13 protein-coding genes and 1 pseudogene are annotated in these 14,544 nt (G+C 68.0%); 6 read left to right on the forward strand and 8 right to left on the reverse strand.

Features of this window, described 5'->3' with window-relative positions; translation table 11 throughout:
* Positions 1 to 42 precede the first annotated feature (42 nt).
* Positions 43 to 342, reverse strand: a pseudogene (locus AC3WON_RS08655) (zinc ribbon domain-containing protein); the annotation flags it as partial.
* On the opposite strand from AC3WON_RS08655, the gene AC3WON_RS08660 reads away from it, so the two are divergent.
* The 4 genes from AC3WON_RS08660 to AC3WON_RS08675 all read left to right on the forward strand — a co-directional run bounded on the left by AC3WON_RS08660 (position 327) and on the right by AC3WON_RS08675 (position 3,901).
* On the forward strand, positions 327 to 914 hold the full coding sequence (locus AC3WON_RS08660; protein ID WP_492351619.1) for a MarR family winged helix-turn-helix transcriptional regulator: 588 nt from the start codon (positions 327 to 329) through the stop codon (positions 912 to 914). The pseudogene AC3WON_RS08655 and the gene AC3WON_RS08660 overlap by 16 nt on opposite strands.
* A gap of 48 nt (positions 915 to 962) precedes the next feature.
* Positions 963 to 2,564, forward strand: a complete 1,602-nt coding sequence (gene dacB / locus AC3WON_RS08665) for a D-alanyl-D-alanine carboxypeptidase/D-alanyl-D-alanine endopeptidase (RefSeq protein WP_492351620.1) — start codon at positions 963 to 965, stop codon at positions 2,562 to 2,564.
* Positions 2,565 to 2,753: 189 nt separating this feature from the next.
* Positions 2,754 to 3,581: an AzlC family ABC transporter permease gene (locus AC3WON_RS08670; protein WP_041687155.1), complete on the forward strand. Its 828-nt coding sequence runs from the start codon at positions 2,754 to 2,756 to the stop codon at positions 3,579 to 3,581.
* On the forward strand, positions 3,578 to 3,901 hold the full coding sequence (locus AC3WON_RS08675; protein ID WP_492317628.1) for an AzlD domain-containing protein: 324 nt from the start codon (positions 3,578 to 3,580) through the stop codon (positions 3,899 to 3,901). The genes AC3WON_RS08670 and AC3WON_RS08675 overlap by 4 nt, the downstream gene beginning before the upstream one ends.
* A gap of 48 nt (positions 3,902 to 3,949) precedes the next feature.
* Here the strand turns inward: AC3WON_RS08675 and AC3WON_RS08680 are convergent, their stop codons facing one another.
* The 7 genes from AC3WON_RS08680 to AC3WON_RS08710 all read right to left on the reverse strand — a co-directional run bounded on the left by AC3WON_RS08680 (position 3,950) and on the right by AC3WON_RS08710 (position 11,809).
* Positions 3,950 to 4,939 (reverse strand): L-threonylcarbamoyladenylate synthase, encoded by a 990-nt coding sequence (locus AC3WON_RS08680; protein ID WP_010812193.1) that lies wholly within the window; start codon positions 4,937 to 4,939, stop codon positions 3,950 to 3,952.
* A 22-nt stretch (positions 4,940 to 4,961) separates the two neighbouring features.
* Complete coding sequence (locus AC3WON_RS08685; RefSeq protein ID WP_492317629.1) at positions 4,962 to 6,206, reverse strand: 5-(carboxyamino)imidazole ribonucleotide synthase; 1,245 nt, start codon at positions 6,204 to 6,206, stop codon at positions 4,962 to 4,964.
* Between the two features lie 28 nt (positions 6,207 to 6,234).
* Positions 6,235 to 6,732 (reverse strand): 5-(carboxyamino)imidazole ribonucleotide mutase, encoded by a 498-nt coding sequence (gene purE, locus AC3WON_RS08690; protein ID WP_010812195.1) that lies wholly within the window; start codon positions 6,730 to 6,732, stop codon positions 6,235 to 6,237.
* Between the two features lie 145 nt (positions 6,733 to 6,877).
* A complete protein-coding gene (locus AC3WON_RS08695; RefSeq protein WP_492317630.1) occupies positions 6,878 to 7,786 on the reverse strand; it encodes a phosphoribosylaminoimidazolesuccinocarboxamide synthase in 909 nt (302 codons plus the stop codon).
* A gap of 104 nt (positions 7,787 to 7,890) precedes the next feature.
* Positions 7,891 to 8,955, reverse strand: coding sequence for a class II fructose-bisphosphate aldolase (gene fba / locus AC3WON_RS08700; protein ID WP_010812197.1), 1,065 nt, complete (start codon positions 8,953 to 8,955; stop codon positions 7,891 to 7,893).
* 166 nt (positions 8,956 to 9,121) lie between these two features.
* A complete protein-coding gene (gene pyk, locus AC3WON_RS08705) occupies positions 9,122 to 10,558 on the reverse strand; it encodes a pyruvate kinase (protein ID WP_492317632.1) in 1,437 nt (478 codons plus the stop codon).
* A gap of 54 nt (positions 10,559 to 10,612) precedes the next feature.
* Entirely contained in the window at positions 10,613 to 11,809 is a 1,197-nt protein-coding gene (locus AC3WON_RS08710) for a phosphoglycerate kinase (RefSeq protein ID WP_492317633.1), read from the reverse strand.
* 381 nt (positions 11,810 to 12,190) lie between these two features.
* Here AC3WON_RS08710 and AC3WON_RS08715 point away from each other — a divergent pair, with 381 nt between their 5' ends.
* Together AC3WON_RS08715 and AC3WON_RS08720 are read left to right on the forward strand one after the other, a co-directional pair.
* Positions 12,191 to 13,297, forward strand: coding sequence for a helix-turn-helix transcriptional regulator (locus AC3WON_RS08715; RefSeq protein WP_492317634.1), 1,107 nt, complete (start codon positions 12,191 to 12,193; stop codon positions 13,295 to 13,297).
* Between the two features lie 100 nt (positions 13,298 to 13,397).
* On the forward strand, positions 13,398 to 14,540 hold the full coding sequence (locus AC3WON_RS08720) for a helix-turn-helix transcriptional regulator (protein ID WP_492351621.1): 1,143 nt from the start codon (positions 13,398 to 13,400) through the stop codon (positions 14,538 to 14,540).
* The last annotated feature ends 4 nt before the right edge of the window (positions 14,541 to 14,544 follow it).

Raw genomic sequence — 14,544 nt, forward strand, 5'->3', positions numbered from 1 at the left:
TGCAGGCGATCGATGTCCCGATCGGGCAAGGATATTTAGCGCAGCGTTCACATCGCGATCATGTACAGCACCGCATTCACTGCATACCCATTGCCTTATTCCAAGGTCTGCGATACCTTTCGGCCTCTCCGGCGACATCGCGTCGCAAGAAGAGCAGACCTGGGTGGTGAAACGTCCGTCGACTTCCTCGTACCACGCGCCATGCGCAATCGCCTTGTACGCGTAGACGAGAAGCATGCCGGTCATTCTAAATTGGGATTGCTTGCTGCCGGCAGCACTCCTTTCACTCCCCGCACTGAAAGCCGGGGTTTCTCGGAGCAAGTCTGATGAATCCCGAAGCATCCGGCACACCGCCCGCCGCACCCCCGCGCCCGCGCAGCACCACCGCCACGTCCGCGCGGCGCAAGGCGCGCGACCCGCTCGCGCCGGATCCGGCCGCAAGCGCCGGTGCCGATGCCGGTTTCGACCCGCATGTGCCGAATATCGACTATGGCGTGCTCGACAACCTGATCGGCTACGCCATCCGCCGCGCGCAGATCCGCATCTATGAAGACTTTGTGCTGTCGCTGGCGCAATGGCAGATCACGCCGCCGCGCTTTTCGGCGCTGATCATCATCTCGCGCAACCCGCACCTGAAGCTGACCGAGCTGGCGCAGATCCTCGGCATCGCGCGCTCGGGGGCGGTGCTGCTGGTCGACGCGCTGGAAGAGATGAACCTGGTGGCGCGCCGCCCGGCAGCCGGCGATCGCCGCGCCTACAGCCTGGTGCTGACGGCAGCCGGCCGCCGCACGCTGGAAGCCGCCACGCAGGCGGTGGTGGCGCACGACGCGCACGTCGGCTCGGCGCTGAGCGAGGCCGAGCAGGCCACGCTGAAGTCGCTGCTGGCACGGCTGGCGCCGCCGCGCGCCGGCTGAGGGCAGCCGGCAAGACTGTCACCCGCCTGCCAGCGGCCATGCGTTAACATGGCCGCCATGCCAAGAACAATCGCCGCGCCTACTGCATCGCGACCCGGCGCCCTGCTGCGCCGCCTGTCGCCACTGCTCTCGCCCATCCTTGCCGCCGTGCTGCTGGCCGGCGGTCCCGCGCTCACCCCGGCGCAAGCCAAAGCGCCCGCCAAGACGGTCAAGGCGGCAAAAGCGGCCAAGGCCGCCACCGCCGCAAAAGCCGCTGCCGATCCCGCACTGGTGAGTGCCGGCGTGCCGGCCCCGGTGGCCGCGGCGTTGCGCCGAGCCGGCGTACCGGCGTCCGCCGCCAGCTTCTACGTGGTCAGGCTGGGCGCCGGCACCGCCCGCGCCAGCTGGAATGCGCAGCAGCCGATGAACCCGGCCTCGACCATGAAGCTGGTCACCACCTTTGCCGGGCTGCAGCTGCTGGGCCCCGACTACCGCTGGCAGACCTCGCTCTACGCCGACGCCCAGCCCGGCTTCGACGGCACCGTCAACGGCAACGTCTACCTGCGCGGCCACGGCGATCCCAAGCTGGTGCCCGAGGAAATGGCCAAGCTGGTGGCGAAGGCGCGCGCCGGGGGCGCCACCGGCATCAACGGCGACCTGGTGCTGGACCGCAGCTACTTTGCCGATGGCCTGGACGGCAACGGCACCATCGACGGCGAGGTGCAGCGCGCCTACAACGTCGGCCCGGATGCGCTGCTCTATGCGTTCAAGACACTGTCGTTCACGCTGACGCCGGACCCGGCCAGCCAGACCGTGGCAGTCAGCGTCACGCCCGAGCTGGCGCAGCTCAAGCTGGACAACCGGCTCACGCTGACCAACGGCCGCTGCGGCGACTGGCAGTCGAGCGCCAGCCCGAGCGTGCTGCCGCAGGCGGACGGCACCGTGCTGGCGTCGTTCTCGGGCGACTATGCCAGCGACTGCGGCGAGCACGTGCTCAATATCGCCACGCTGTCGCATGCGGAGTTCACCTGGGGCGGCTTCGTCGCCGAATGGCAGCGCGCCGGCGGACGCTTTGCCCACATGCCCGGGCTGCGCAGCGGCAAGGTGCCGCGCGGCGCGGTGCTGCTGGCGCGCCACTACGGCCTGCCGCTCGCGGATATCGTGCGCGACATCAACAAGTTCTCGAACAACGTGATGGCGCGGCAGCTGTTCCTGACCATCGGCGCCGAAATGGACCGCGGCGGCCCGGCCAGCACCGGGCGCTCGATCCGCGTGGTGCAGCGCTGGCTGGCACGCCAGGGGCTGGACATGCCCGGCCTGGTGCTGGACAACGGCTCGGGGCTGTCGCGCGAGGAACGCATCAGCGCCTATGACATGGCGCGCCTGCTGCAGCAGGCCGCGGCCAGCAGCGTGGGGCCGGTGCTGATCGATTCACTGCCGGTGCTGGGCGTCGACGGCACGCTGCGCAACCGCCTGACGCGCGCCAACGCGGCCGGCAACGGCTACCTGAAGACCGGCACGCTGGCCGACGTGCGCGCGCTGGCCGGCTTTGTGGATGCTGCCGAGGGTGGCCGCTACGTGGTGGTCAGCATGATCAACCACCCCAACGCCGCGCAGGCGCAGGAAGCGCACGACGCCCTGCTGCAATGGGTGTACCGCGGCGCACCCTGAGTCCGCGCCGGGCAGGCTGCGGCGCGGCGCCGTGGCCTGGCGCCAACGCCGCGGCCGCATTTTGTTAAGCGGACACTTACCAGCGTCCGATCCGCCCCTATAATGCCAGGGTGCCGGCCGCGTCCTGCGGCGGCAGCCTTCCGGGCCGGCCCTCGGCCCCGGGCCTGCATTGCCCCCTCGCCCTCTGACATGACTTCCCGACAACCCCCGGTGTGGTTGCGCCTCTGGCATCGCTTCGCACCGGCCGAACGCGCCGGCTTTATCGACGGCGCGCGCTACTTTGCCCCGTCCCTGCCCGCGGTCTTCTCCTGGGGCCTGGTGACCGGCGTGGCGATGAGCAAATCCGTAATGACCGTGCCCGAAGCCATCGGCATGTCGCTGCTGGTCTATGCCGGCTCGGCGCAGCTGGCGGTGCTGCCGCTGTTCGCTGCGGGCCTGCCGCTGTGGACCATCTGGCTGACCGCGGCCGTGGTCAACCTGCGCTTCGTGATCTTCAGCGCCGGCATGCAGCCGCACTTCAGCTACATGCCGCTATGGCGGCGCACCATCCTGGGCTCGTTCAACGGCGACCTGCACTTCGTCTACTTCCTGCAGAAGTACAGCACGCCCGGCTACGAGCCTGGCAAGGAAGGCTACTTCTGGGGCATGGCGCTGACCAACTTCTGCATGTGGCAGCTGTCGTCGATCATCGGCATCGTGCTGGCCAGCCTGTTCCCCGACAGCTGGGGCCTGGGGCTGGCGGGCACCATGGCGCTGATCCCGGTGATGATCGCCACCATCAACTCGCGCTCCACGTTGCTGGCCGTGGTGGTGTCGGCGGTGCTGGCGCTGCTTTGCTTCGACTTGCCGTACCGCCTCAGCCTGGTGGTGGCAGTGGTGGGCGCGATTGCCGCCGGCATGGCCAGCGACGACCTGGCCGCGCGCGCGGCGCTGCGCGGCATCCGCCGGCGCAAGCCCAAGGCCCCCGAGGTCACCAACGCCGCCGCGCCGGAAACGCCGCCGGGAGACCGCGCATGAGCCATCTTGAAATCTGGATTGCCATCCTTGGCATGGCGGTCGTCACCATCGTCACGCGCGCGCTGTTCCTGATGGCCGGCGAGCATGTCACCGTGCCCGACCGCATCGCGCGGGCGCTGCGCTATGCGCCGGCCGCGGCACTGGCGGCGATCATCCTGCCGGACCTGATGACCTGGCAGGGGCATTTCACGGTGGCGTTCTCCAACGACAAGCTGATGGCCGGGATTGCGGCCACGTTGTTCTACCTGCTGACGCGGAAGATGGTGGGGATGATCATGGTGGGGATGGCGGTGTATACGGCGTTGAGGTTGCTGGGGTGAGGGCCGGCGCGTCGACGAAGTAAGGCCAGCGGCGAGCCACCGCCCGCCTCATCCTCCAAACGCCGCCGCCGCCCTCTCCAGCCGATCCCGCACCCCGGCCCAATCCTGCCCTTCAGGCAACACCTCGAACATCAGCTGCGTATAGCCCTGCTTGTCGAGCTTGCGCAGCAAGCGGTAAAGCTCGCGCGCATAGGCCGCCGCGTCCGCAGGCGCCTGCACCCAGGTACAACGCTGGTCCACCAGCGGCGCCCGGCCGACCCACGCCACGCGGGCATCGTCCGGCAGCGAGGCTAGCTGCGCCGATGCTGCTTGCGCATCGGCCAGCAGCAGCGGTGTGTGCGGCGCGTAGTGGGCCTTGAGCGTGCCTGAAGCCCGCGGCGCGGCCGCATCGGGCGGCAGCGGGGCCGCGCCCAATACCTGCGCCATCATCGCCGCGGTGATCGCCCCCGGCCGCAGCAGCACCGGGCCGATGCCCTGGTCCAGCCGCGACAGGTCGACGATGGTCGATTCGATACCGACCTCCACGCCATCGCCTTCCAGCACATAGACCGCATCGCCGAACTCGTCGCGCACATGCTGCGCGGTGGTCGGGCTGACCTGGCCGAACTTGTTGGCCGACGGCGCGGCAATGCCGCCGCGGCCGCGCTTGAAGCGGGCCAGCAGCGCCTGCGCCACGGGGTGCGAGGGGCAACGCACGCCAATGCTGTCCTGGCCGCCGGCGACGGCCGGATGGATATGCGCGGCGCGCTTCAGGATCAACGTCAGCGGGCCGGGCCAGAAGGCGTCGATCAGCTGCTGCGCGGCCTCGGGGACCTCGTCGGTCCAGTAGCCGATATCGGCGCCGTCCACCACGTGGACGATCACCGGATGGTTCGACGGCCGGCCCTTGAGCGCGAAGATGCGGGCGACCGCCTCGGGATTCTCGGCGTCCGCACCGAGCCCGTAGACGGTTTCGGTGGGAAAGGCGACCAGTTGCCCGGCCTCGAGCAGGCGGACGGCTTCGTCCAGTTCAGCGGCCGTGGGCATGCGCGGCGACATCGTGTTCCTTGGAGCTATGGCTTCAGAGCGGGATATGCAGCGCCTGCGCGGCGGCGGCAAAGGCGGCGTCGGCCGCTTCGGCATGCTCGCCCACGCAGTTGACGTGGCCCATCTTGCGCGACGGGCGCGCATCGCCCTTGCCGTACAGGTGCAGCTTGGCGCCGGGCTGCGCCACCACCTCGTCCCAGGACGGCGTGCGCTCCAGGCCGAACTCGAACCACACGTCGCCCAGCAGGTTCAGCATCTTGCCGGCCGAGTGCTGGCGCGTGCTGCCCAGCGGCAGCCGCGCCATGGCGCGCACCTGCTGTTCGAACTGGCTGGTCTCGCACGCATCCATGGTGATATGGCCGGAGTTGTGCGGGCGCGGCGCCATCTCGTTGGCGACCAGCGAGCCGTCGGTCAGCACGAAGAACTCGATGCACAGCACGCCGACGTAGCCCATCTCCGTAGCGATGGCAGCCGCTGCAGCACGCGCGCGGTCGGCAATGTCAGGCGACACGCTGGTCGACGGCATCACCGTCGAGAACAGGATGCCGTCGCGGTGCACGTTCTCGGCCAGCGGCCAGGTGGCGGTGGAGCCGTCCGCGGCACGCGCGGCCAGCACCGAGACCTCATAGGCCAGCGGCAGCATCTGCTCCAGCACGCACGGCACGTGCTGCATGGCATTCCAGGCGGCGCGCACGTCGTCGCGCGTCTTCACGCGCGCCTGGCCCTTGCCGTCGTAGCCCATGCGCGCGGTCTTGAGGATGCCGGGCAGCACGTGGTCGGGCAACTGGTCGACATCGGCATCGTGCTGGATCACCCAGTGCGGGGCCGGCGACACGCCGGTGCGCTCGGCGCACGCGGCAAAGAACTTCTTCTCGCCGATGCGGTTCTGCGCGATCGACACGCAGTAGCCGCGCGGCGCGACAAAGGCGCCCAGCTGCTCGAGCCGGTCCAGCGACAGCGACGGCACGTTCTCGAACTCGGTGCTTACCGCCTGGCACAGCTTGCCCATTTCGGCCAGCGCGGCCTCGTCGGTGTATTGCGCACAGATATGCTTGTCCGCCACCGAGCCGGCCGGGCTGTCCTGGTCCGGATCGAGCACGCATACGCGATAGCCCATCGCCTGCGCCGCATGCGTGAACATGCGGCCGAGCTGGCCGCCACCCAGCATGCCGAGCCACGCACCGGGCAGGATGGGCGCGTCGGGACGGTCGACGCCGAACTCGGCGCGCGATTCCGGCGTGTGGGCTTCGGAGAGGTAGGGATGGATATCGGTAGGCATTGCTAGGTTCCGTGGGATGTCCGGATGATTACAGCGGCAGCGTCATCGCGCGCGCGGCTTCGGTCTGCTTCGCGCGGAACGCTTCCAGCGCGCCGGCCAGCGCCTCGTCGGTGGTGGCCAGCGTGGCGATCGCGTGCAGCGCGGCATTGGCGGCACCGGCCTCGCCGATGGCAAAGGTGGCCACCGGCACGCCCTTGGGCATCTGCACGATCGACAGCAGCGAATCCTCGCCACGCAGGTACTTGGACGGCACCGGCACGCCGAACACCGGCACGATGGTCTTGGCGGCGATCATGCCGGGCAGGTGCGCGGCCCCGCCGGCCCCGGCGATGATGGCGCGGATGCCGCGGCTGCGCGCGCTCTCGGCATAGCGGAACATGTCGTCCGCCATGCGGTGCGCCGACACCACCTGGGCTTCGAACGGCACGCCGAAATCCTTCAGCATGGCCACTGCGTGCTGCATCACGTCCCAGTCGGAACTGCTGCCCATCACCACGCCGACCAGCGGCTTGTCTTGCTTGCTCACGTTTGATCCTTCCTTGTTTGCGCCCCTCTCCCGCTTGCGGGAGAGGGGCGGGGGTGAGGGCCGGCGCCTCTTGACGCGTGGCGCCTTGCTGAACCACCCCTCACCCTGCCCTCTCCCCATGAGGGGAGAGGGGAACACATTTTGGTTACTGCAGTTCTTCGCCCGTCAGGCGCGTCAGCGCTTCACGGTACTTGGCGGCGGTCTTTTCGATCACCTCGTCCGGCAGTTGCGGTGCCGGCGCGGTCTTGGGCCAGGGCTTGCCGTCGATGCGCACGGCTTCCAGCCAGTCGCGCACGAACTGCTTGTCGAACGACGGCGGGTTGGTGCCCACCTGGTAGGAATCGGCCGGCCAGAAGCGCGACGAATCGGCGGTCAGGACCTCGTCCATCAGCGTCAGCACGCCATTGTCGTCCAGGCCGAACTCGAACTTGGTATCGGCGATGATGATGCCGCGCGTGGCCGCAAACTCGGCCGCTTCCTTGTACAGGCGGATCGAGATCTCGCGCATCTGGCGCGCCAGCGCGATGCCGATACGGGCCTCGACTTCGGCAAACGAGATGTTCTCGTCGTGCTCGCCCATCTCGGCCTTGGCGGCCGGCGTGAAGATCGGCTCGGGCAGCTTCTGCGCGTTCTGCAGGCCGGCGGGCAGCTCGATCCCGCACACCTTGCCGGTGGCCTGGTAGTCCTTCCAGCCGCTGCCGGCGAGATAGCCGCGCACCACGGCTTCGACCAGGATCGGCCGCAGGCGCTTGACCACCACGGCGCGGCCCTTGACCTGCTCCACTTCTTCCGGCGCGACCACGGTCTCGGGCGCGATGCCGGTCTCGTGGTTCGGCACGATGTGCGCGAGCTTGCGGAACCAGAAGTTCGCCATCTGGTTCAGCACGCGGCCCTTGTCGGGAATCGGCTCGCCCATGATGACGTCGAACGCCGACAGGCGGTCGGTGGTGACGATCAGCAGCTTGTCATTGCCGACGGCATAGTTGTCGCGCACTTTGCCGTGGCCCAGCAGCGGCAGCGAGTTGATGGAGGACTGGTAGAGAGCGTTGGACATGATGGTTCCGATAAAACGGCGAAGCCGCCGGGCGCTGGATGCGTGCCGCGGCGGCCGGAACTGCAATCCGCCTTCCCCTTGCGCGGAAGGCGGACTAGGGACATTTACTGCACGACCTGCGACAGCTTGCCCGCCTTGTACTGCTGCGCGATGTCGGTCAGGCCGATCGGCTTGATCTTGCCGGCCTGGCCTTCGCAGCCGAAGGCGATGTAGCGCGCCTTGCACACCTGCTTGGCGGCTTCGCGAGCCGGCTTCAGGTATTCGCGCGGGTCGAACTTGCTCGGGTTCTCGGCGAAGAAGCGGCGGATCGCGCCGGTCATGGCCAGGCGGATGTCGGTGTCGATGTTGATCTTGCGCACGCCGTACTTGATCGCTTCCTGGATTTCCTCGACCGGCACGCCGTAGGTTTCCTTCATGTCGCCGCCGAACTTGCGGATCTCTTCCAGCAGCTCTTGCGGAACCGACGACGAGCCGTGCATCACCAGGTGGGTGTTGGGGATGCGGGCGTGGATTTCCTTGATGCGGCTGATCGCCAGGATGTCGCCGGTGGGCTTGCGCGTGAACTTGTAAGCGCCGTGCGAGGTGCCGATGGCGATGGCCAGGGCATCCAGCTGGGTGGCCTTGACGAAGTCGGCGGCCTGCTCCGGATCGGTCAGCAGCATGGAGTGGTCCAGCACGCCGACGGCGCCGATGCCGTCTTCTTCGCCGGCTTCACCGGTTTCCAGCGAGCCCAGGCAGCCCAGTTCGCCTTCCACGGTCACGCCGACGGCGTGGGCCAGCTGCACCACCTTGCGGGTGACGTCGATGTTGTACTCATACTCGGCCGGGGTCTTGCCGTCTTCGCGCAGCGAGCCGTCCATCATCACCGACGAGAAGCCCAGGTCGATCGCGCCCTGGCAGATCGCCGGCGACTGGCCGTGGTCCTGGTGCATCACCACCGGAATATGGGGATAAGCCTCTACCGCGGCTTCGATCAGGTGGCGCAGGAAATGCTCACCGGCGTATTTGCGCGCGCCGGCCGAGGCTTGCATGATCACCGGGGCGTTGACCTCGTCGGCAGCCTGCATGATGGCCTGCACTTGCTCGAGGTTGTTGACGTTGAAGGCCGGCAGGCCGTAGCTGTTCTCGGCCGCGTGGTCCAGCAGCTGGCGCATCGATACGAGTGGCATGTCTAACTCCTAATAAAAAATGGGGTGTCTTCCGCGTATTCTTCTAATCGGCGCTTACGCAGTGCATCGACTTACGTGGCGCTGCCCGTGCCTGCCGGCTCCGTCAGCCTTGCGCATTCCGCGCTGGCGCTCCGTCCGGCATGGCACGCATTGCTTCATCTCACTTTCAGCTGCCCACCCTGACGATCTTCAGGGTGTTGGTGCCGCCCGGCTGGCCCATCGGCTCGCCGATGGTCAGCACGATGAAATCGCCGCGCTGCACCACGCCCTGCGCCAGCAGCAGTTCTTCTGCCTGCTCCAGCGCGGTGTCGCGGTCGGCGCTGGACTGCAGCGGCAGCGGCACCACGTTGCGGTACAGCTGCATCTTGCGCTGCGAGGCCAGGTTGGGCGTCATCGCATAGATCGGCACATGGATGCGGTGACGGCTCATCCACAATGCGGTGGCGCCGGAATCGGTCAGCGCGGCAATCGCCTTCACCTGCAAATGATAGGCCGTGAACAGCGCACCCATCGCCACCGACTGGTCGATGCGCGAAAAGGTCTGGTTCAGGAAATCGGTGTCGAGCTGCACCACCTCGGACTTCTCGGCTTCGATGCAGACCGCGGCCATGGCCTCGACCGTCTCCACGGGGTAGCGGCCGGCGGCGGTTTCGGCCGACAGCATCACCGCGTCGGTGCCGTCCAGCACGGCGTTGGCCACGTCCGAGACCTCGGCGCGCGTGGGCACCGGGTTGACGATCATGCTCTCCATCATCTGGGTGGCGGTGATGGTCAGCTTGTTGGCCTCGCGCGCCAGCTTGATCATGCGCTTCTGCAGCGCCGGCACGGCGGCATTGCCGACTTCCACGGCCAGGTCGCCGCGCGCCACCATGATGCCGTCGGACGCCTGCAGGATCTCTTCCAGCACGCCCGGGCGGATCGCCTCGGCGCGCTCGATCTTGGCGATCATGCGGGCCTTGTGGCCGTGCGGCTGGCCGGCCACCGCGGTCAGCTGGCGCGCCATTTCCATGTCGGTGGCGTTCTTGGGGAAGCTGACCGCGACGTAGTCGGCGCCCAGGGCCATGGCGGTCTTGATGTCGTCCATGTCCTTGGCGGTCAGCGCCGGCGCCGACAGCCCGCCGCCCTGGCGGTTGATGCCCTTGTTGTTGGACAGCTCGCCGCCCACGCGCACGGTGGTGAAGATCTCGCTGCCGAACACACGGTCCACCACCAGCACGATCAGGCCGTCGTTGAGCAGCAGCAGGTCGCCCGGGCCGACGTCGCGCGGCAGGTCCTGGTAGTCCAGGCCGGCGCGCTGCTCGTTGCCTAGCTGGCAGCTCGAATCCAGGATGAACGGGTCGCCCGCCTTGAGCGTGATCTTGCCGTGCTCGAACTTGCCGACGCGGATCTTGGGGCCCTGCAGGTCGGCCATGATGGCGACCTCGCGCCCGCATGCCTGCGCGGCTTCGCGCACCAGGCGGGCGCGGTCGAGATGGTCCTGGGCGGTGCCGTGCGAAAAATTCAGCCGCACCACGTCGACCCCCGCCGCGATCATGCGGGTCAGGATTTCCAGCGAGCTGGAGGCGGGGCCGATGGTGGCGACGATCTTGGTGGAACGAGTCATGCGCGGAATTCCTGGTTCAGGGCCCCGGCAACACCGCCGGGCCCGGCGGATGCGTCAGCCTGCGGCGCGCTGCTCCAGCACTTCGAATGCGGGCAGCTTCTTGCCTTCCAGGAATTCCAGGAACGCCCCGCCGCCGGTGGAGATATAGCCCACGCGATCGGCGATGCCGTACTTGGCAATGGCCGCCAGCGTGTCGCCGCCGCCGGCGATCGAGAACGCCTTCGATTCGGCGATGGCCTGGGCCAGCACCTTGGTGCCGTTGCCGAACTGGTCGAACTCGAACACGCCTACCGGGCCGTTCCAGACGATGGTGCCGGCGGCCTTGAGCTGCTCGGCCAGCATCGCGGCGGTCTTGGGGCCGATGTCCAGGATCATGTCGTCGTCGGCCACGTCCTTGACGTCCTTGACGGTGGCCGCGGCGGTGGCGCTGAATTCCTTGGCGCACACCACGTCGACCGGGATCGGCACCGAGGCGCCACGCTTGGCCATGATGTCGATGATGGTCTTGGCGTCGCCGACCAGGTCGGCTTCGGCCAGCGACTTGCCGATCTTCAGGCCGGCGGCCAGCATGAAGGTATTGGCAATGCCGCCGCCGACGATCAGGTTGTCGACCTTGTCGGCCAGCGACTTCAGGATGGTCAGCTTGGTCGAGACCTTGGAGCCGGCCACGATCGCCACCAGCGGGCGCGCCGGCTGGCCCAGCGCCTTGCCCAGCGCGTCGATCTCTGCGGCCAGCAGCGGGCCGGCGCAGGCGATCGGCGCGTACTTGGCGATGCCATGCGTGGTGGCTTCGGCACGGTGGGCGGTGCCGAAGGCATCGTTCACGTAGACGTCACACAGCTTGGCCATCTTCTGGGCCAGTTCGTCGCTGTTCTTCTTTTCGCCCTTGTTCACGCGGCAGTTTTCCAGCAGCACCACCTGGCCCGGCGCCACCTCGACGCCGTCGACCCAGTTCTGCACCAGCTTGACCGGCTTGCCCAGCAACTCGGACAGGCGCGTGGCGATCGGCGCCAGCGAGTCCTCGGGCTTGAACTCGCCCTCGGTCGGGCGGCCCAGGTGGGAGGTGACCATCACCGCAGCGCCGCCAGCCAGGCAGGCCTCGATCGCCGGCACCGAGGCGCGGATGCGGGTGTCCTCGGTGATGTTGCCGGCGTCATCCTGCGGCACGTTCAGGTCGGCGCGGATAAACACCCGCTTGCCGGAGATTTTGCCTTGGGAAATCAGGTCGGAAAGACGCAGGACAGAGGTCATGGCGATGGATGGCGCGAGATTTCGCTGGAATTCGGGGAAACGGGCATTTTACCTGATCGTGGTCAACGCTTTGCCGATTCCGGACCGTTACGCACATGTGATATGCCTCTTACAGCACATTATGCGCAATCCCGCACAAGCCAGGTGGCGCCCCTCCCCACGAAAGAAGGGGCAGCTCCGTGCCCCTCTTGACCCCCGAGTGCGGTAATGTATGCAACGTCTGCTACAACAGACACGCAAAAGCGCCAGAGCCGGTCTTGAAACGGCCATGACAACAGGCGGCCAAAATAACAAGCAGCCAAAAAGAAAGCAGCCGGTGTGCGATCAGACGCACCGCCGGCGCCGCGCATTTCCTTGTCGCGAATGCAGGGGGTGAGTCAGATGAAAGAAGCCGACATGCACGGAGCAATCCGTGGCTTGTACGAGGGCATTCTCGATCCCGGTGCCTGGCAGCAGAGCCTGCGCACCCTGACGGATCTGGCGGGCACGGCACACGCCTCGATGATGGTCTGGGACACTGTCCGCGACCAGGTCACCGTCAATGAGATCGTCAATCCGGTGGTGGAACTGTTTTCCGAGTACGAATCGGACTACCAGGCCATCGATCCGGCCAAGCAGTTCGCGCCGCGCCTGCGGCCGGGCGACTGGTATATCGACGCGCGCGAACTGGGTGAAGGCACCATGGCCCGCCATCCGTTCTACCGCGACTTCTTCCACCGCTACGACCTGCGCTCCTACGTGGCCTGCCTGGTCGAGCGCCAGCCCCACTACGAAGTCTATTTCTCGATGCAGCGCGCGCGCACGCAGCCGCTGTTCTCGCCCGACGACACCCGCGGCATGGACTGGATCATCCCGCATATGCGCAGCGCCATGGCCATGCGCGACCGCACGCTGGGGCTGACGGTGCTGGCGCGGCTGTCGACGCAGCTGGTGGAGCGGCTCAATTTTGCCCTGCTGGTGTTCTCGCCGCAGCGCCAGGTGCTGCTGAGCAACCGCGCCGGCGAGCGCTGGGCGCGGCGCCTGGACCCGGCCGGCAAGGTGTCGGACTGGACCCTGTCGCGCCCGTTCGCCGACATGGTCCAGGCCGCCTGCGACCCGCAGCGCGCGGTCGCCGCGCAGGCCGCCCGCGCCACCGACGGCAACGGCGCCTGCGCGCAGGTGATCGTGCTGCCGCTGCCGCCCTCGCACGCGTTTGCCGCGCAATGGCAGGAACCGGCGGCGCTGGTGATCGTGCATGAGCAGGACAGCGCGCCGCTGTTGCTGGCGCCGGTGCTGCGCGACCTGTACGGACTGACCCCGGCGGAGACCCGGCTGACCACCCAGCTGGCCACCGGACAGGGCCTGCCCGAAGCCAGCCAGCAGCTGAACATCCGCCACGAAACCGCGCGCACCCAGCTCAAGGCCATATTCCACAAGACCGGCTGCAACAGCCAGGCCCAGCTGACGCATCTGCTCTCGCGCCTGGGCGCGGCGCTGGACCAGGCCTGAACACCACGCGCCCGGCAGCGGGCCGGCGCCGCGCCCGCGGCCCGCCCGTTGCCCCGCGAAGAAAGTGCTAAAAATAAAAGAAGTAAAAAGAAGGGAAGCCATGAGCGACACACAGATGCACGACACCATTCGCGCGCTGTACGAGGGGATCTTCGATGCCGATGCCTGGCAGCGCAGCCTGGGCGCGCTGTGCCAGGCCAGCGGCAGCACGCATGCCCATCTGCTGGTGCTCGACACCGTCAACGAGCGCGTGCTGGTGAACCAGGAGGTCAACCCCATGCCGGAGGCGGTGGCCGCCTACAGCGAACAGTACGTAGCCATCGACCCGGCCCTGCCGTTCGCCAGGCGCATGTCGGTGGGCAACTGGTATATCGATTCACGCGAGCTGGGCGCGCAGGCGATGCGCAAGTCGCCCTTCTACGGCGAGTTCCTGCGGCAATTCGAACAGTCATCGGTGATGGCCTGCCTGATCGAGCGCCAGCCGCACTACGACGTGTTCCTGTCGCTGCAGCGCCCGCAGGGCCACGACCACTATTCGCCCGAAGACGCGCGCGCGCTCGACTGGGCCATCCCGCACGTGCGCCATGCGATGGCGCTGCGCGACCGCACCCACCAGGTGTCGGCACTGGCGCATGCGTCGGCGCAACTGATGGAGCGGCTGCCGTTCGGCGTGATCGTGTTCCGCGACGACGGCAAGCCGCTGATGGCCAACAGCATTGGCGAGACCTGGGTGCGCCGGCTGCTGCCGGCGGTGTCGGTCGAAACCCGCGCCGTGGCGCCGCCCGCCATAGCCGTGCGCGAGGAAGCCGACTGGCAGCTGTCGCGCCCGTTTGCCGAGGCGCTGCGGGCGGCATGCAACCCCGCCAACCCGCAGCCGGCGCAGGCGCTGCGCGCGGCTGACAGCGCCGGCCGCCAGGCCCAGGTCGTCCTGCTGCCGCTGCCGCCGGCGCACCATCTGGCGATGGACTGGCAGCGCCCCAGCGTGCTGGTGGCGATCCACGAGCCCGGCACCGCGCCGATGACGCTGCCAGCCGTTTTGCGCGACCTCTACGGCCTCACGCCGGCCGAGACCCGGCTGGCCTTGCAGCTGTCATCGGGCATCGGCCTGCCCGAGGCGTGCGAGCTGATCGGCATCCGGCGCGAGACCGGACGCACCCAACTCAAGGCAATCTTCACCAAGACCGGGACGGGCACGCAGGCGCAACTGGCGCACCTGCTCACGCGGCTGGGGGTACGGATCTGACCGA

Source organism: Cupriavidus sp. FW305-46 (assembly GCF_058787075.1).

Coding starts and splice junctions, on each gene's coding strand:
- AC3WON_RS08660 (WP_492351619.1), top strand. CDS start 327: ATGAATCCCGAAGCATCCGGCACACCGCCCGCCGCACCCCCGCGCCCG.
- dacB (WP_492351620.1), top strand. CDS start 963: ATGGCCGCCATGCCAAGAACAATCGCCGCGCCTACTGCATCGCGACCC.
- AC3WON_RS08670 (WP_041687155.1), top strand. CDS start 2,754: ATGACTTCCCGACAACCCCCGGTGTGGTTGCGCCTCTGGCATCGCTTC.
- AC3WON_RS08675 (WP_492317628.1), top strand. CDS start 3,578: ATGAGCCATCTTGAAATCTGGATTGCCATCCTTGGCATGGCGGTCGTC.
- AC3WON_RS08680 (WP_010812193.1), bottom strand. CDS start 4,939: ATGTCGCCGCGCATGCCCACGGCCGCTGAACTGGACGAAGCCGTCCGC.
- AC3WON_RS08685 (WP_492317629.1), bottom strand. CDS start 6,206: ATGCCTACCGATATCCATCCCTACCTCTCCGAAGCCCACACGCCGGAA.
- AC3WON_RS08695 (WP_492317630.1), bottom strand. CDS start 7,786: ATGTCCAACGCTCTCTACCAGTCCTCCATCAACTCGCTGCCGCTGCTG.
- fba (WP_010812197.1), bottom strand. CDS start 8,955: ATGCCACTCGTATCGATGCGCCAGCTGCTGGACCACGCGGCCGAGAAC.
- pyk (WP_492317632.1), bottom strand. CDS start 10,558: ATGACTCGTTCCACCAAGATCGTCGCCACCATCGGCCCCGCCTCCAGC.
- AC3WON_RS08710 (WP_492317633.1), bottom strand. CDS start 11,809: ATGACCTCTGTCCTGCGTCTTTCCGACCTGATTTCCCAAGGCAAAATC.
- AC3WON_RS08715 (WP_492317634.1), top strand. CDS start 12,191: ATGAAAGAAGCCGACATGCACGGAGCAATCCGTGGCTTGTACGAGGGC.
- AC3WON_RS08720 (WP_492351621.1), top strand. CDS start 13,398: ATGAGCGACACACAGATGCACGACACCATTCGCGCGCTGTACGAGGGG.